General features: G+C 46.6%; 9 protein-coding genes. 1 reads left to right on the top strand and 8 read right to left on the bottom strand.

Annotated features, from left to right (window positions below):
* Positions 1-43: 43 nt before the first annotated feature.
* The 7 genes from OU814_RS02480 to OU814_RS02450 all read right to left on the bottom strand — a co-directional run bounded on the left by OU814_RS02480 (position 44) and on the right by OU814_RS02450 (position 11081).
* Complete coding sequence (locus OU814_RS02480) at positions 44-1303, bottom strand: cysteine desulfurase-like protein (RefSeq protein ID WP_268180190.1); 1260 nt, start codon at positions 1301-1303, stop codon at positions 44-46.
* Between the two features lie 14 nt (positions 1304-1317).
* Positions 1318-2016 (bottom strand): 2OG-Fe dioxygenase family protein, encoded by a 699-nt coding sequence (locus OU814_RS02475; RefSeq protein ID WP_268180188.1) that lies wholly within the window; start codon positions 2014-2016, stop codon positions 1318-1320.
* A gap of 345 nt (positions 2017-2361) precedes the next feature.
* The gene (locus OU814_RS02470) at positions 2362-4791 is read right to left on the bottom strand and encodes an acyl-CoA dehydrogenase (RefSeq protein ID WP_268180186.1); all 2430 of its coding nucleotides are present in this window, start codon (positions 4789-4791) and stop codon (positions 2362-2364) included.
* A 48-nt stretch (positions 4792-4839) separates the two neighbouring features.
* A complete protein-coding gene (locus OU814_RS02465; RefSeq protein WP_268180184.1) occupies positions 4840-6021 on the bottom strand; it encodes an acetyl-CoA C-acyltransferase in 1182 nt (393 codons plus the stop codon).
* A 10-nt stretch (positions 6022-6031) separates the two neighbouring features.
* Positions 6032-8278 carry a 3-hydroxyacyl-CoA dehydrogenase/enoyl-CoA hydratase family protein gene (locus OU814_RS02460; RefSeq protein WP_268180182.1) on the bottom strand — a complete coding sequence of 749 codons (2247 nt, stop codon included), beginning with the start codon at positions 8276-8278 and terminating at the stop codon, positions 6032-6034.
* A gap of 20 nt (positions 8279-8298) precedes the next feature.
* Positions 8299-10176, bottom strand: coding sequence for an AMP-dependent synthetase/ligase (locus OU814_RS02455; RefSeq protein WP_268180180.1), 1878 nt, complete (start codon positions 10174-10176; stop codon positions 8299-8301).
* Positions 10177-10217: 41 nt separating this feature from the next.
* Entirely contained in the window at positions 10218-11081 is an 864-nt protein-coding gene (locus OU814_RS02450) for an alpha/beta hydrolase (RefSeq protein WP_017290695.1), read from the bottom strand.
* A 530-nt stretch (positions 11082-11611) separates the two neighbouring features.
* On the opposite strand from OU814_RS02450, the gene OU814_RS02445 reads away from it, so the two are divergent.
* Positions 11612-12088 (top strand): tryptophan-rich sensory protein, encoded by a 477-nt coding sequence (locus OU814_RS02445; protein WP_268180177.1) that lies wholly within the window; start codon positions 11612-11614, stop codon positions 12086-12088.
* Positions 12089-12562: 474 nt separating this feature from the next.
* On the opposite strand, the gene OU814_RS02440 is transcribed toward OU814_RS02445, so the two are convergent.
* Positions 12563-13294: a hypothetical protein gene (locus tag OU814_RS02440; RefSeq protein WP_017290698.1), complete on the bottom strand. Its 732-nt coding sequence runs from the start codon at positions 13292-13294 to the stop codon at positions 12563-12565.
* Between the last annotated feature and the right edge of the window lie 88 nt (positions 13295-13382).

The raw sequence follows: 13382 nt of genomic DNA, 5'->3' as shown, positions 1-13382 counted from the left end.
ATTCCCCCAACTTGCAAAACCTTACAAATCAAGCTGTATCTGCTCACGCTACGACACTCGGCTGAGCGACATCGTGCAGCGTATGCAGCAAGCGCTGAATTTCTTCTATCGTGTTGTAGTGAGTGCAGCCAATTCGCACCAGTCCTCCACTGTTCTCAATGCCGAGCCGTTGAGTGAGATTCAGAGCATAGAAGTTTCCATTCCAGGCAAAAATACCGCGATCGCCTAATATTTTTGCAATTTCAGCAGGAGAATAGCCAGCAATACGAAGTCCGAATGTCGGCGTACGCCAGTTCAATTGCGATCGCTCCGTGATGCCGTAGAGCGTCACTCCAGGAATTTCGAGCAAATGAGGAATCAAATATTCAGACAGCGATTGTTCATGAGTCTGAATGGCTATCATTGCTGTAGCAAGAGCACTTCGCCGATTGGTAACGATCGGTGAAACGCGTCTCCCTAGCTCAGCTAAATACTCGATCGTGGCTACAACTCCTGCCAGTCCCTCAAAGTTTTGTGTTCCGGTTTCCCATCGAAATGGAACTTCTTCAGGAGCAGGGCGAGGCTTGTAAGGCTGTAGACGAGCTAAATGCTCTCGTTTGCCGTAGAGAATGCCAACATGCGGCCCAAAAAACTTATAGGCAGAGCAAACGAGGAAATCACAGTCTAGCGATCGAACATCAACCAACCCATGAGGTGCATAGTGAACTGCATCAACAAATACCCATGCTCCTACAGCATGAGCGAGTTGAACTGCTCTTTTAACATCGTTGATCGTACCAACTGCGTTTGAGGCATAGCTGATCGCGACTAGCTTTGTGCGTTCCGTGATCTGATGTTCTAAATCCAGCATATCCAGAGTGCAGTCGCTCTCATGAATATCAACTGTGCGAACAATGACACCTCGTTCTTGAAGTGCTAACCAAGGCGCGACATTGGCATCGTGATCAAGCGTTGTCACAACAATCTCATCCCCAGGCTGCAATTCTCGACCAATTGATCGACTAATTGCAAACGTCAGCGTCGTCATGTTGGCTCCAAACACAACTTCATCACGATCACACTTCAGAAAATCCGCAACGGCTGACCGTGCTTGTTCGACTAAAGCCTCAGTTCGTACGCTGGTCGCAAAAGCTCCGTGCAAATTAGAATTCGACGTAGTGAAGTAGTTCGCGATCGCATCAATTACTCCCTGCGGAACTTGAGTCCCGCCAGGTCCATCCAAAAATGCGACTGGATACCCATTCATTTCTTGACGTAGAGCGGGGAATTGGGCGCGAATCCAGTCTAGATCAAAAATAGTCATAGGACGCTCCAAACTCAATTCTCATCAGGCGGGAATAGCCCTGGGCAGGTTAAAACAAACACATCTCTAGTCCCTTGCTCATCTGTAAGCACATTGACTGGGGATGTGTAGTGAAAGTATTGGGCATCCCTAAAGACGAGAAGTTCTCCTGGATTTAAGACTTTGGTAAATGCTGGAAGCTTGTCGTCTTTTGATTGATAAAGATGAGTTTCACCCCCCTCGATTTTGTTGCGATCGACTGAGAAAATGCCAACCACATCGACCCCATCTCGATGGATTCCCTCTGGTGCCGGATTACCAGATTGGTGAGGAGATGCAGTGGTGCGAATCTGATGAACTCCAATCTCTTGGGAAGTCGAACACAGTTGGCAAAACTGGAAAAACTCCCAAACCAATCGTTGAAACTCTTCTAGCTGAATTAACTCATCATCTAGCTCAGAATACTCTCGAACTACGTCGCCTAATAATGGATTGTATTGCCTGCTCTGGAATAACCGACGGTGAGGTAACTTGATTAATCGATCTCCTACAATCTTGAAGTGAGAGAGCCGCCTAAATCGATAGTTACCTTCTAAGTAGGGATCTTTTGGAAGATGAGCGAACGATGGTCGGAACTTATCAACTTCGATCGCGGTTAACATCTCTAAAACATAACTAGCCAGACAATCCGCCTCTGGCTTAATGAATTCTTGTAGTTTAGATAGATTTAGCATTTGATTTTCTCATTTCAGTCAAACGAGTAGCTCCATCAATTGACTGGTTGTCAGCAAATCGCTGAATTAGAAATACTATGAGAGCACCATACTCCAGTTACTTCTCATCTAAAAACATGAGGGTGTTTGATAGCGATCGCTGACAACAGCTAAGTTGACAGATTAAACAATGCAGCGTTAGTTACAAAACATCATACAGAAACCATGTTGAGTTAGAGGTTTGATGATGTCTGTCTACGTACTATTGTAATGATGTTTTGATAGGATTGTCGATCCCTAGCGAATATCTCTCATTGGTCAGAGTAATTTGGGATAGTTCCTCTTCAACCGTCTATGATTTGGAACTCAGGTGACATTTTTCTGAGCAAGGATTGTTGAGAACTGCGGCACCTGTAACCCATTGCCTTGATACTCCTGGAGCGTGAAGGCATCGACCTGAATTGCATCGAATCGTGCAGATTCTGCTGCTCGAAGTAAGTCTGCTTCTGCTTTCGTGATCACTTCAGTCTTCAATGCTGCCTCAATCGATGTTTCTACCTTTCCTTGAGGTAACTGTCCGGCTCGGATTGCTTGCTTAACCCTGCTCATGACCGCTTCAGCCTGTTCACAGAGCTTGAGCGCTTGCTCTAAGCGTCCCAAGGCTTCATCGGGATGCTTCGGAAGGTAGATGCCAGACGTTAAGTGCTCTCGCTCTTCTCCTGTCGTCTGTAAGGCTTGTGCTACATAACTTCCCTGTGTATCAGTTGGGAGCGTGCCGAGTGGATTGATTCTCACAAGGCTTAGGAGAATGGATTTAGCAATGCTAGGAATCGGCAGATTGACGAGAATTCCTTCTAAAGCTTGTTGCATTTGAGCAAAGCTATAGTTCATCGCCCATTGGACAAAGATTAAATCCTCTGCCTTGTATCCTTCTGCCCCAAATCGTCTTAATGTTGCAATACTTAAATACATCCATGACAACCAATCTGCAAGTCTTCCTGTTAGTTTTTCCTGTCGTTTCAGCGCTCCGCCAAACCGAATCAATAGGAAATCGGTGAGGAATGCGAACATTGCAGAAGACCAAGCGAGCTTTTGATAGTAGCGCTTTGTGGACTTGTTCCCTGGGACAGATGCAAGATAGCCGCGTGATAGGCTCAGTAATAGTGTTCTAAACGTATTTCGGAATATTGATCCAATGTGCTTCCACAAAGCCTGATCGAATGCGATCGCATCTCCAGTTTCAATCGCCATTACTTCTGCATAGAGATAAGGATGACAGCGCATTACGCCTTGCCCAAAGATCATCAGCGTGCGGGTGAGAATGTTCGATCCTTCAACTGTGATCGGAATCGGCATCGCAGTGTAGAAGTTTGCGAGTAGATTTCTCGGTCCGCGACAAATACCTGAACCGCCCAAAATGTCCATGCCATCATTCACAAGTTTGCGAGTCGTTTCTGTGAATTGATATTTTGCGATCGCAGAAACGACCGCAGGTTTTTCACCCGCATCGACTGCACCAACGGTGTAAATTCGAGCCGCATCGAGCACGTACGTTAATCCGCCAATTCTAGCCAGGGGTTCTTCGATACCTTCAAATCGACCGATCGAGCTACCAAATTGCTGTCTGACTTTGGCATAAGCTCCTGTAACGCGAGCGACTAACTTCGCAACCCCTGTACAACTTGCCGGAAAGCTAATGCCTCGCCCTGCTGCTAGGGCTTGCATCAGCATCTTCCAGCCTTGTCCTGCTTGCTCTACTCCTCCAATGATTTGATCAACGGAAACAACTACGTCTTGCCCTTCCACAGGAGAATTGTAGAAGGGAACTCCCATCGGATCATGCCGTTTTCCGAGAATCATGCCCTCTGTATTCGCGGGAATCAGAATACAGGTAATGCCAACATCTTCACCTTTGCCGAGTAAATTGTCGGGGTCGTATAGCTTAAAGGCAAGCCCGATTAAAGTTGCGATCGCGCCCAAAGTAATATAGCGTTTGCGGAAATTCAACCGCACCATCAGCTTGCCATCGTCGCCCCGAAATACGATTCCTTTAGCTGTGATACTTGCGGCATCTGATCCAGCAGTTGGCTCTGTTAAGGCAAAGCAAGGAATCTCCTCACCGCTTGCGAGTCGAGACAGGTAGTATTCTTTTTGTTCTGAAGTTCCATAATTGAGCAAAAGCTTAGCGGGACCAAGAGAGTTTGTAACTCCAACAGTTGCAGTATGAATAAACGATCGTGAAGCTAGTTTTGCCATCACAGTGCTATAGGCAAAGTTCGAGAAGCCCAAGCCGCCATATTCGACGGGAATCATCATGCCAAAGAATCGTTCTTGCTTGAGATATTGCCATACTTCGATCGGTAAATCTTTATGGCGCTGGATCTCCCAGTCTGTTGCCATCCGACAGACTTGTTCGACCTGCTCATCTAGAAAGGTCTGCAATTCGGGTGTAACTTCTGGATAGGCTGCCTGATTCATTCGTTCAAAATCTGGAACACCCGAAAAGAACTCACCTTCGACCCACACTGTTCCAGCATTAATGGCTGCTCGTTCAGTGTCCGAAATTTTTGGCACCCGAATGACCTTCATAATGGGCTTTGTGAGCACTTGTCGCCGGATCTGAGGGATTGCTAGAACTAATCCGATCGCAGCGTATAGGCTCCAGAGCCAGATGGGTGATTGCAACGTGAAGAGTACGATCGCACCATAGATTAACCAGATCCAGAGCGAGACACCGATAAATCCTAACGTCAGCAGTAAGAGACTCAAAATCGTCAATTGTAAGAGAAGCAACATCGCTCATTCTCCTAAAAACTCATTGAACACAGAACTCGAAGTCTGCTTTTAACGCATCAAATTCTCAAACACTGCCGCCGCTCCCATTCCTCCACCCACACACATCGTTGCCAATCCATACCGAATCCCGCGACGTTTCATCTCATGCAGCAGCGTTGCTGTCACCCTCGCTCCTGTACATCCCAAAGGATGTCCTAACGCGATCGCACCGCCATTCACATTCACAATCTCCTCATTCAGCCCAAGCTTCCGAATGACAGCTAACGATTGTGCGGCGAATGCTTCATTCAGTTCAATTAAGCCAATCTCTTCTAAACGCAGTCCCACTTGCTGTAGAACTTTCGGAACTGCAACGACGGGTCCAATGCCCATAATTTCAGGAGGAACGCCTGCTACTGCGAATCCTAGCATTCGCGCGAAGGGCTGTAGATTGAACTCTTTTAGCTTTGTCTCACTGACTAAAATTGTTGCTGCTGCACCATCTGACATTTGAGAAGAGTTTCCTGCTGTGACTGATCCGCCGACTCGGAACACCGCAGGTAACTTCGAGAGCGCTTCTAAATTGGTATCTGATCTGGGGCCTTCATCGGTTTTGACAATACTTTCCACGACCTGAGGTTTACCATCAGCGTAGAGGGTTTCGCGAATGGGAACGGGAACTAGCTCATCGTTAAATCGCCCCGATTGGATGGCTTGAATCGCTCGTTGATGCGATCGCAAAGCGAAGGCATCTTGATCCGCACGGGAAATGTCATACTGTTGCGTCACTGTTTCCGCTGTTGCTCCCATCGTGCAATAGAGTTGTGGCATTTCCGCGACCAGCGTTGGGTTGGGTAACATATCATGTCCGCCCATCGGAATCAAACTCATCGATTCCGCACCCCCCGCAACCATCACATCCGCCTGTCCAGTAATGATGGCTTGATGCGCCATTGCGATCGCTTGTAATCCAGAAGCACAGAATCGATTCACAGTTGCACCTGCAACAGAATCAGGCAATCCAGAACGTTCAGCAATCACCCGTCCTAAATTCATACCTTGCTCTGCTTCGGGAAACGCACAGCCGAAAATCACATCTTCAATTTGATTGACATCGAGATCGGGAACTTTTTCGAGTGCAGCTTTTAGCGCGATCGCACCTAAATCATCTGAGCGCATATTCCGCAGCTTTCCACGGGGTGCTTTACCGATCGCAGTTCTGACACTACTAACAATGTAAGCTTCTTGCATGGTCTTTTCCTCAATTCCGGAGCGGCTTTTTGGTTTTGAGCAAGTGCATCATTCGTGCTTGAGTTTTTTCCTGTCTTAACAACGGCACAAATGATTCTCGTTCGAGTTGCAGTAGATAATCCTCAGACACCAAGGCAGGAGCAGTGAGTTCTCCACCTGTTAATACAAATGCCAGCCGAGATGCTAAATAGCGATCGTATTGACTCGCAAATCCGCCTTGCTCATACACATAAGCAATCTGTTCCAATACGGCTCGCCCCGCTTGTCCCAACACAAAGATCGAATTGTTCTGAGGAGGGGGAACATAACCAACGCGATCGAGATGCAAGACTTCTGCTTTCGCAACTTCTAATCGGTGTTCCCCACTGATCAAAATTCGTGCATCATGAGGCAAAAATCCCAAAGCTTGCGCCTCGGCTGCACTGCTCGAAACCTTAGCAATTGCGATCGTTTCAAACGCAGTTCTCAAGAAAGGTAGAACATGGCTTGGCGTTTCGGTTGCGGCTCGTTCTGCGGCTCGACTTGCCATCCGCATCAGACCGCCTGCACCCGGAATCAGCCCTACTCCAACTTCCACGAGTCCAATGTAGGTTTCAGCCGCTGCGACGACTTTCGGACAAGCCATGACTAACTCACATCCGCCACCCAAGACGCGCCCCTGAATCGCTGCAACAATCGGTTTCGGGAAATAGTGAATTCGCTGGAGGAGTCCTTGAAAATCAGAGATGAGTTTTGCGATCGCGTTCCAATCCCCAGACTGTGCAATCATTCCCATTTCTGCAAGGTTCGCACCGCCTGAGAAATGATCGCTCTTGTTTCCAATGACTAATCCTTTGTAATCGCTCGTCTCTAGAATCGAGAGTGCTGCTGCAAATCCTTCAAGTACTTTATTGCTTAAAGTATTGCCTTTCGAGCGAAATTCGTACAGCAATACACCATCGCCCATCTCTAGCAACGCAGCTTCAGCATTTTTCCAAACTGCTTTCTCTTCCTCAGCCGTGACACTTGGATAGAAAGATTGTTTCACCCAAGCAGGGACAGACATTTCTGCTGCTTGCATATCGGCTAACACCGTTTCAACCCCAAGGACATTCCAAAGTTCAAACGGCCCCATATCCCAACCAAATCCCCAACGCATTGCTAGATCAATATCCTGCGGATCATCTGCAATTTCGGGAACTCGGTGGGCGCTATAGTTCAGCATTTCGAGGGTCGTTTGCCGGAAGAAATCGCCTGCTCGTCCAGGACTTGCATAAAGAGCGCGGATACGATCGCGTAAAGGTAAAGCTGCGATCGCATCAAGTTCACCCAAGTTCAAAGGCTGTGCTGCTTCATAGGCAAACGTTTTCGGATTAATCGATAAAATTTGTCCTTGTTGCTTTTTATAAAATCCTTGTTTGGTTTTTGCACCTAACATCCCGGCTGCTACCATTTTTCGCAACACATCCGGAATTTGAAAAATCTTGCGATGCTCATCGTTAGGTACAGCTTGATAGAGATGGTCGGCAACTGCTATCAAGGTATCTAATCCGACTAAATCGGCTGTCCGAAACGTGGCAGATTTTGGTCTGCCGATCAATGTTCCGGTCAAGGTATCAATTTCTTCGATCGAATAGCCTTGTTCAGCCCAAGCCTTGACTCCCAGCAAAGTAGCAAATATGCCAATTCGATTCGCAATGAAATTCGGCGTATCTTTAGCAATGACAATGCCCTTGCCTAAGTACCTCTCGCCAAACCATTTCATGCGATCGAGAACGGCTGCATCTGTATCTTGAGTTGGAATGAGTTCCAGCAGTTTGAGATAGCGAGGCGGATTAAAAAAGTGCGTTCCTAAAAATTGCTTGCGGAATGATTCTGATCGCCCTTTTGCAATCCAACGAATCGGGATGCCGCTGGTGTTGGTAGAAACAATCGTCTCAGGCTGAATGATCGATTCTAAACGCTCCATCAACTGTTGCTTAATCTGTAAATCCTCAATCACTGCTTCGATAATCCAATCCGCTTGACGAAGTCGATCGAGATGTTCATCAAAGTTACCAAGCGTGATCCGCCTTGCAACTTTCTCGGTAAATAGAATCGGCGGTGATAGTTTCAGGGCTTTCTTCCACGCACTTTCGACTAAATCATTCTTAGATCCGGTCGGAGATGCAATGTCTAAGAGGTGAACCGTTAGCCCCACATTTGCTAGATGTGCTGCAATTTGGCTTCCCATCACACCTGCGCCTAATACTGCTACGGTTTGAAATGGTTTCAACATAAATTTTAGAGTCCTCTCTGCTAGGAGGTTGTAAACCGAGGATGAAGAGATTGAGCAAAGGTTGGACAAGCTTCAACCGGAAGAACTGGACATTCTAGTTCTTGAAGATCGAAGTCTGAAGAGTCTTGTAGCGGAGTCTTACTTTCACTGTATAACAGATGAATTTCTTTCGTGAGATTAGTTCCGAATGCCGCTTCATCTGTCAAGCGAAATCGCTTCACAGCCGCCCAGTAAGGCTGATGGCAGTTTGCTTCATCGACGATCAACTGATATAGCGACTGTACACAAGGATGTTTCAGCAACGTTACATCATCGTCTGCTAGCCTCAAATTCCGCAATGCCTCAAGATTTGGAACAATCAATGCTCCGCACCCCTTTTGCCCTGCACCCACAACGATCGCATCTTTCACTAGTGGCGACGATTTCAATCGCGACTGAATGGGACGCGGTGCGATATATTTTCCACTTGCTAGCTTAAACAGTACTTTCTTCTGTCCCGTCACCTGCAAAAAACCATCTGCCGTAAGCGCACCCAAATCCCCAGTATGGAGCCAGCCTTGCTCATCGATCGCAGCTTCAGTTCCCTCAGCATTCTGATAATAGCCGCGCATCACATAAGCTCCCCGCACGAGAATCTCCTGATCCGGCGCGATCGCAATTTCCACACCTTCGATGAGTTTCCCGACAGTTCCAGCTCGATTGGCGCGATCGCGATTACAACTCACGATCGCGCTTGCCTGCGTCAACCCATACCCTTGATAGATGTCAAGACCTGCTGCTGCAAACACTGCAACTAATTCCGGCTTCAAAGCAGCCCCACCACAAAGCACATACTTCAATCGATTGCCAAACAGCGATCGCCACTGCGACAATCCAAACCGAGTCACGAATTTTTGCAGCAGCGCATCTGTTCTGGAATGCCCTAATTTATGCCGTTTTGCAAACCACAGCGTCACTGCAAGTGCGATTCGTTCTCGCCTAGACGTTAATCGCTCTGCCTGATCCATTGTTTTGCTATAAAGTCTCTCCAATAGAAGCGGCACAGTTGCTAGAATCGTGGGCTGAACTTCTTTAAGATGCTTAAACACCCGGTTCGCACTTGAAAAATAAATCGTATGCCCGTAGTAGAAATGCCCATAGAGCAAACATCGAGCAAATACGTGAGTTAGAGGCAAAAACGAAAGAACAATGTCCTCTGCACCCCAATGCAGCCGAGATAAGCTTGCAAAGGCAGCTAAGGCATTTCCTGAGAGATTCTCATGCGTTAGCATGGCTCCGAGCCATTGCCCATCCTCTCCGGGTACATAAACTAGGGTTGCCAAATCTTGGGGAGAAAGTTTCTGGTAAAGCTCCTGTACTTGGCTGTCAGAATCGGCAATCTGGCTAACTTGCTCAATTGAGTAGATGAGTTGCGGATTGCTCGATCGCCAATCTTCGGGCACATCTGCGATCAGAATGTACTTCAGATCAGATGCGTGCTCTAGATAAGGTAAAACTTGCTCTAGTAGATCGAGATTTGCAACAATCAATGCCTTTGAACCGCTCTGTTCTATCACTAAAACAATGGTCTCCAGCGTTTGGGTTAGATCAATCGGCACATCGACTAACCCTGCTACCAAACAACCCATATCAGCGATCGCAAAGTTGACATCGCTCGGCATCAACAATGCCACCCGATCGCCATGTACCAATCCCAGATTTAAGAATCCCAATGCTAAAATTTCCGCTTTTGTGCGAAATTCTTGATTTGAGAGCGATCGCCAGCCTGCTTCTGTCCATTGATTCAATGCAGTGGCATTCGGGCGTAGTGCGCAAGCTTCTTCTAACAACGAGGGCAAAGTCCGTCCGAGCAGAGATGCCGGGTGATCACGTTGAGTGAGTTCCTTAACTCCAAACATCGATCGCAAGAAGAATCCAATTCTTCTCCTCCATAGATGAATTAAGCTTCAATAATCAACGGCTGACACGTTTTTGCGCCAATCAAGTGCCGTTTCAACCAGTCTTTGAGATCTGAGAATACTAGCTCACAATCGGCATCCATATACAGATCGTGATAGTTTCCTGGATATTCCCGATGCTCTTTGTCTGGGAAGATAACTTGCTGGAAGAATAAACGGCTGCCTTCGGGTAGCGTCACGTGGTCGCTACTTCCGTGCATAATCAGCAGCGGAATGTTCAATTCGGCTGCATGACGATAAATCCAGCGAACCGTCGAAAAGTATTCCGTTGCGAGTCGTGCACTAGCATAGTCATGTCGCAGCGGATCGTTGAGATAAGCTTCAACGATTGGATTGCTCGCTCCGAGGTGACGAAGACCCAAACGTAGGCTAAATCGTGGAACAGTCCGCGACATGATTCGACCGAGCGCTAACTTCACGAGCGAGATTTTTACTTTTCCCAATGCAGGTGCTGTGACAATCAAGCCCTGAATTTCATCGGGCGATCGTAGAACATAATCGAGCACGATCGTACCGCCCAAACTATGCCCCCATAGAATCATCGGGCAACTGGTTCGCTGCGATCGTACAAAGCGTAAAAAGAGGCGTAAGTCTTCTCGAAACTCCGCCCACGCATTGATATGTCCTCGTTGTCCTGCTGAACGTCCATGCCCTCGTAAATCGAAGGCATAGACTTCATAGCCTTGCGGTACTAAATACTCCACTGCATTCTGAAATACATTGCTATATCCACCTAAGCCATGCACTAATGTAACAACTGCCTGACTCGGCTCGTCAGGATGCCAACTTTGATAATGAAGATTCATCCCCTGCCATCCGGCAAGAGTTCCTTCTCGATGTTTCATAGATTTAATAATCCTTATCTAACCCGTCGCTTTGTAGATGAAGAGAAAAGCGATCCCATTAGAGATGAAGCAATTACCTAACATTGCTGCTAGAGCGCTCCCTCTCTAGAAAAACTAAGTAAATTTAGATGAATTAAATTGAATGTTACGATTCAACTTCAACGGCTGCAATATCGAGCGCAGTTTGCGTTCTGCACGTTTATATTCCTCCAACATTGCTTATGTCGCAATTCTAAACCATCTGCGAAATTAGAGAAAGTGAGGATTCATTTCGCTCCCCATCTTTCCGAATTTTACAAATGGAATAAGATTGCTGTAGGATGCTTAACTTCACTTTAGTAATTTTGAGAGTGACCATCAAGTTCCTGAGTTAATTTTTAACAATCATCTGCAATGCCTTTTCTGATCCAGAACTCAGATTGGAAGTAAGTAAATTGCTACCTAAGTATGGAATTCCCATTCTCAAGTATGAGAAATCTCAAAGGACTTGCAGTCTAATATTGCAGGATACAGCTAGGAGCAGAATGGCTATGAAATCTTGGATGATTATTGCAGGTGTTACCTTCTTCGTTTCATTAGGGAGTTTTTTGTTTCGACCGCGTCAAGATTTAGGGTGGGTAAGGCGACTAGAGCTTCCCCAGTGGTTAGCAGTCATCGAGCCAGCAATTCCTATCATTTGGACAATTGTGTTTGCTTGCGGCGCAGGATCTGCAATTTTAGTCTGGCAGCAATCACCAGGCACATTCAACACTTGGCTCTTGATGCTTGGGTACTTGCTGTTAGAAATTGTCACTGTGGCTTATATTCCTTTAACGTTGAGGCTTCAGAGCTTAGCGATCGGGACAGTTTTAGGCGGAGCCGGGGTTGGTTTGGGACTTCTGCTTATGGTGGTGGTTGCTTTGATCAATGTGCAGGCTGCTTTGCTGCTGGTGCCTTACCTGGTTTGGAGTCCGATCGGAACTTATGCAACGCGGGAATTAATTGAACTCAATCCAGACTCTATTTGAATTCGGCTTTTTCTGCTCTCGGTAAACCTGCCGCTAAACTTTAACCTAGTAATCAAGCGCATTCGTTTTTCGGAGTGGGGAAATGGGGAAAACCCAAGCTCAGATTGTTTCTTATCTCCCTATCTGATTTATTGTGGTGAACTACTGGTTTGTCAAAATTATTCAGATCCGCAAAACTTCGATCGCGCTTTGCAGTGGCAAGAATTCTTCTATAGCTCAAAATAAGCAAGGGATAGGTGTGGCATTTGCAATCTGCGATCGCAAACTTTACTGACTATGCAGTGTGATACTACGAGAAGTGCAAACCCGAAATCTAGTTGTTTGAATTGAGAGAGCAAAGTAAAAGCAGTCCAGTGATAAGAGTTGGGTTCTAATTCCTCTACGACAACCTCAGAGCAAGCGCTCAACCCCTAAATCCAGAATCACTAAGGGTTGAGCGGAGCCTTTTCAGAGTTGACTTGATTGCCTGGGCTACTATTTTCGACGAATTGCAATTGTGTAAGACGGTCTTTGTTTTGCTTCGCGCTGGGTTTTCACAATCCGCAAGTCATGATCGACATAGAGATGCTCGAACTTTGGCGTCGCCAGATAGGTCTTCTCAAACTTCTTCACTGTATTGCGATCGAGATTTTCTAGCTTCAGTTCTTTCGGCAATTCTGTTTTTGTGTTGAATTCTTCGATGCGTTTGTCTAAGACTTCATCAAACCAGGCTTCTGCTCGTTCGATCGTCAATGGGAAAATTCGCCGTCTGACTGCTTGATCGATCGCGACATTTTGAATAAACCATTGCCCGTCGCGAATCTCAAATTTCTGCATCACCATCAGATCATAGGCTGCGAGAAAACTAGAAAGCTTATTTAGCCAGCCTACGCGATGCCCAGGTGCGTAGCGTGCAATGTTGGCATAGTAGCCATTATCGTGAAAGATTTGATACGACTTATCATGCTCCCGACCGGGTAACGCATCATGAAATGGAATCGTTGACCAGATCGGTGTCCACACTCCGAGTACGATCGGAATTTGATCGGCAACGATAGGGTAGGGATTGCGTTGCTGAAGTTGTTCAAAATAGGGGGCGAGTACGTCCTTATGAAACAACACCTTTTCTTTCAAAGGAGCGCCATCTCTATCTTTCGTTAACGATAAAATTTCTTGCTTCAGTTCCTCAGTACTCAGGCGCTCTAATCGAACATCATTCGCTAGCATAGGTTGTGCTCCGATCACTCGATCAATGTGGGTTCATCACAACTCTAAGTTAAGAAAATTATCAGAGTTTCCTCTCTGTCTCCAGTTG

It is taken from the genome of Leptolyngbya sp. GGD (assembly GCF_026735145.1).
Lineage (GTDB): Bacteria > Cyanobacteriota > Cyanobacteriia > Leptolyngbyales > Leptolyngbyaceae > Leptolyngbya > Leptolyngbya boryana.
This window is presented reverse-complemented; position numbering and strand designations above follow the sequence as displayed.

Excerpts from the sequence above, each read along its gene's own strand:
- OU814_RS02480 (WP_268180190.1), bottom strand. The coding sequence starts at position 1,303 with ATGACTATTTTTGATCTAGACTGGATTCGCGCCCAATTCCCCGCTCTA.
- OU814_RS02475 (WP_268180188.1), bottom strand. The coding sequence starts at position 2,016 with ATGCTAAATCTATCTAAACTACAAGAATTCATTAAGCCAGAGGCGGAT.
- OU814_RS02470 (WP_268180186.1), bottom strand. The coding sequence starts at position 4,791 with ATGTTGCTTCTCTTACAATTGACGATTTTGAGTCTCTTACTGCTGACG.
- OU814_RS02465 (WP_268180184.1), bottom strand. The coding sequence starts at position 6,021 with ATGCAAGAAGCTTACATTGTTAGTAGTGTCAGAACTGCGATCGGTAAA.
- OU814_RS02460 (WP_268180182.1), bottom strand. The coding sequence starts at position 8,278 with ATGTTGAAACCATTTCAAACCGTAGCAGTATTAGGCGCAGGTGTGATG.
- OU814_RS02455 (WP_268180180.1), bottom strand. The coding sequence starts at position 10,176 with ATGTTTGGAGTTAAGGAACTCACTCAACGTGATCACCCGGCATCTCTG.
- OU814_RS02450 (WP_017290695.1), bottom strand. The coding sequence starts at position 11,081 with ATGAAACATCGAGAAGGAACTCTTGCCGGATGGCAGGGGATGAATCTT.
- OU814_RS02445 (WP_268180177.1), top strand. The coding sequence starts at position 11,612 with ATGAAATCTTGGATGATTATTGCAGGTGTTACCTTCTTCGTTTCATTA.
- OU814_RS02440 (WP_017290698.1), bottom strand. The coding sequence starts at position 13,294 with ATGCTAGCGAATGATGTTCGATTAGAGCGCCTGAGTACTGAGGAACTG.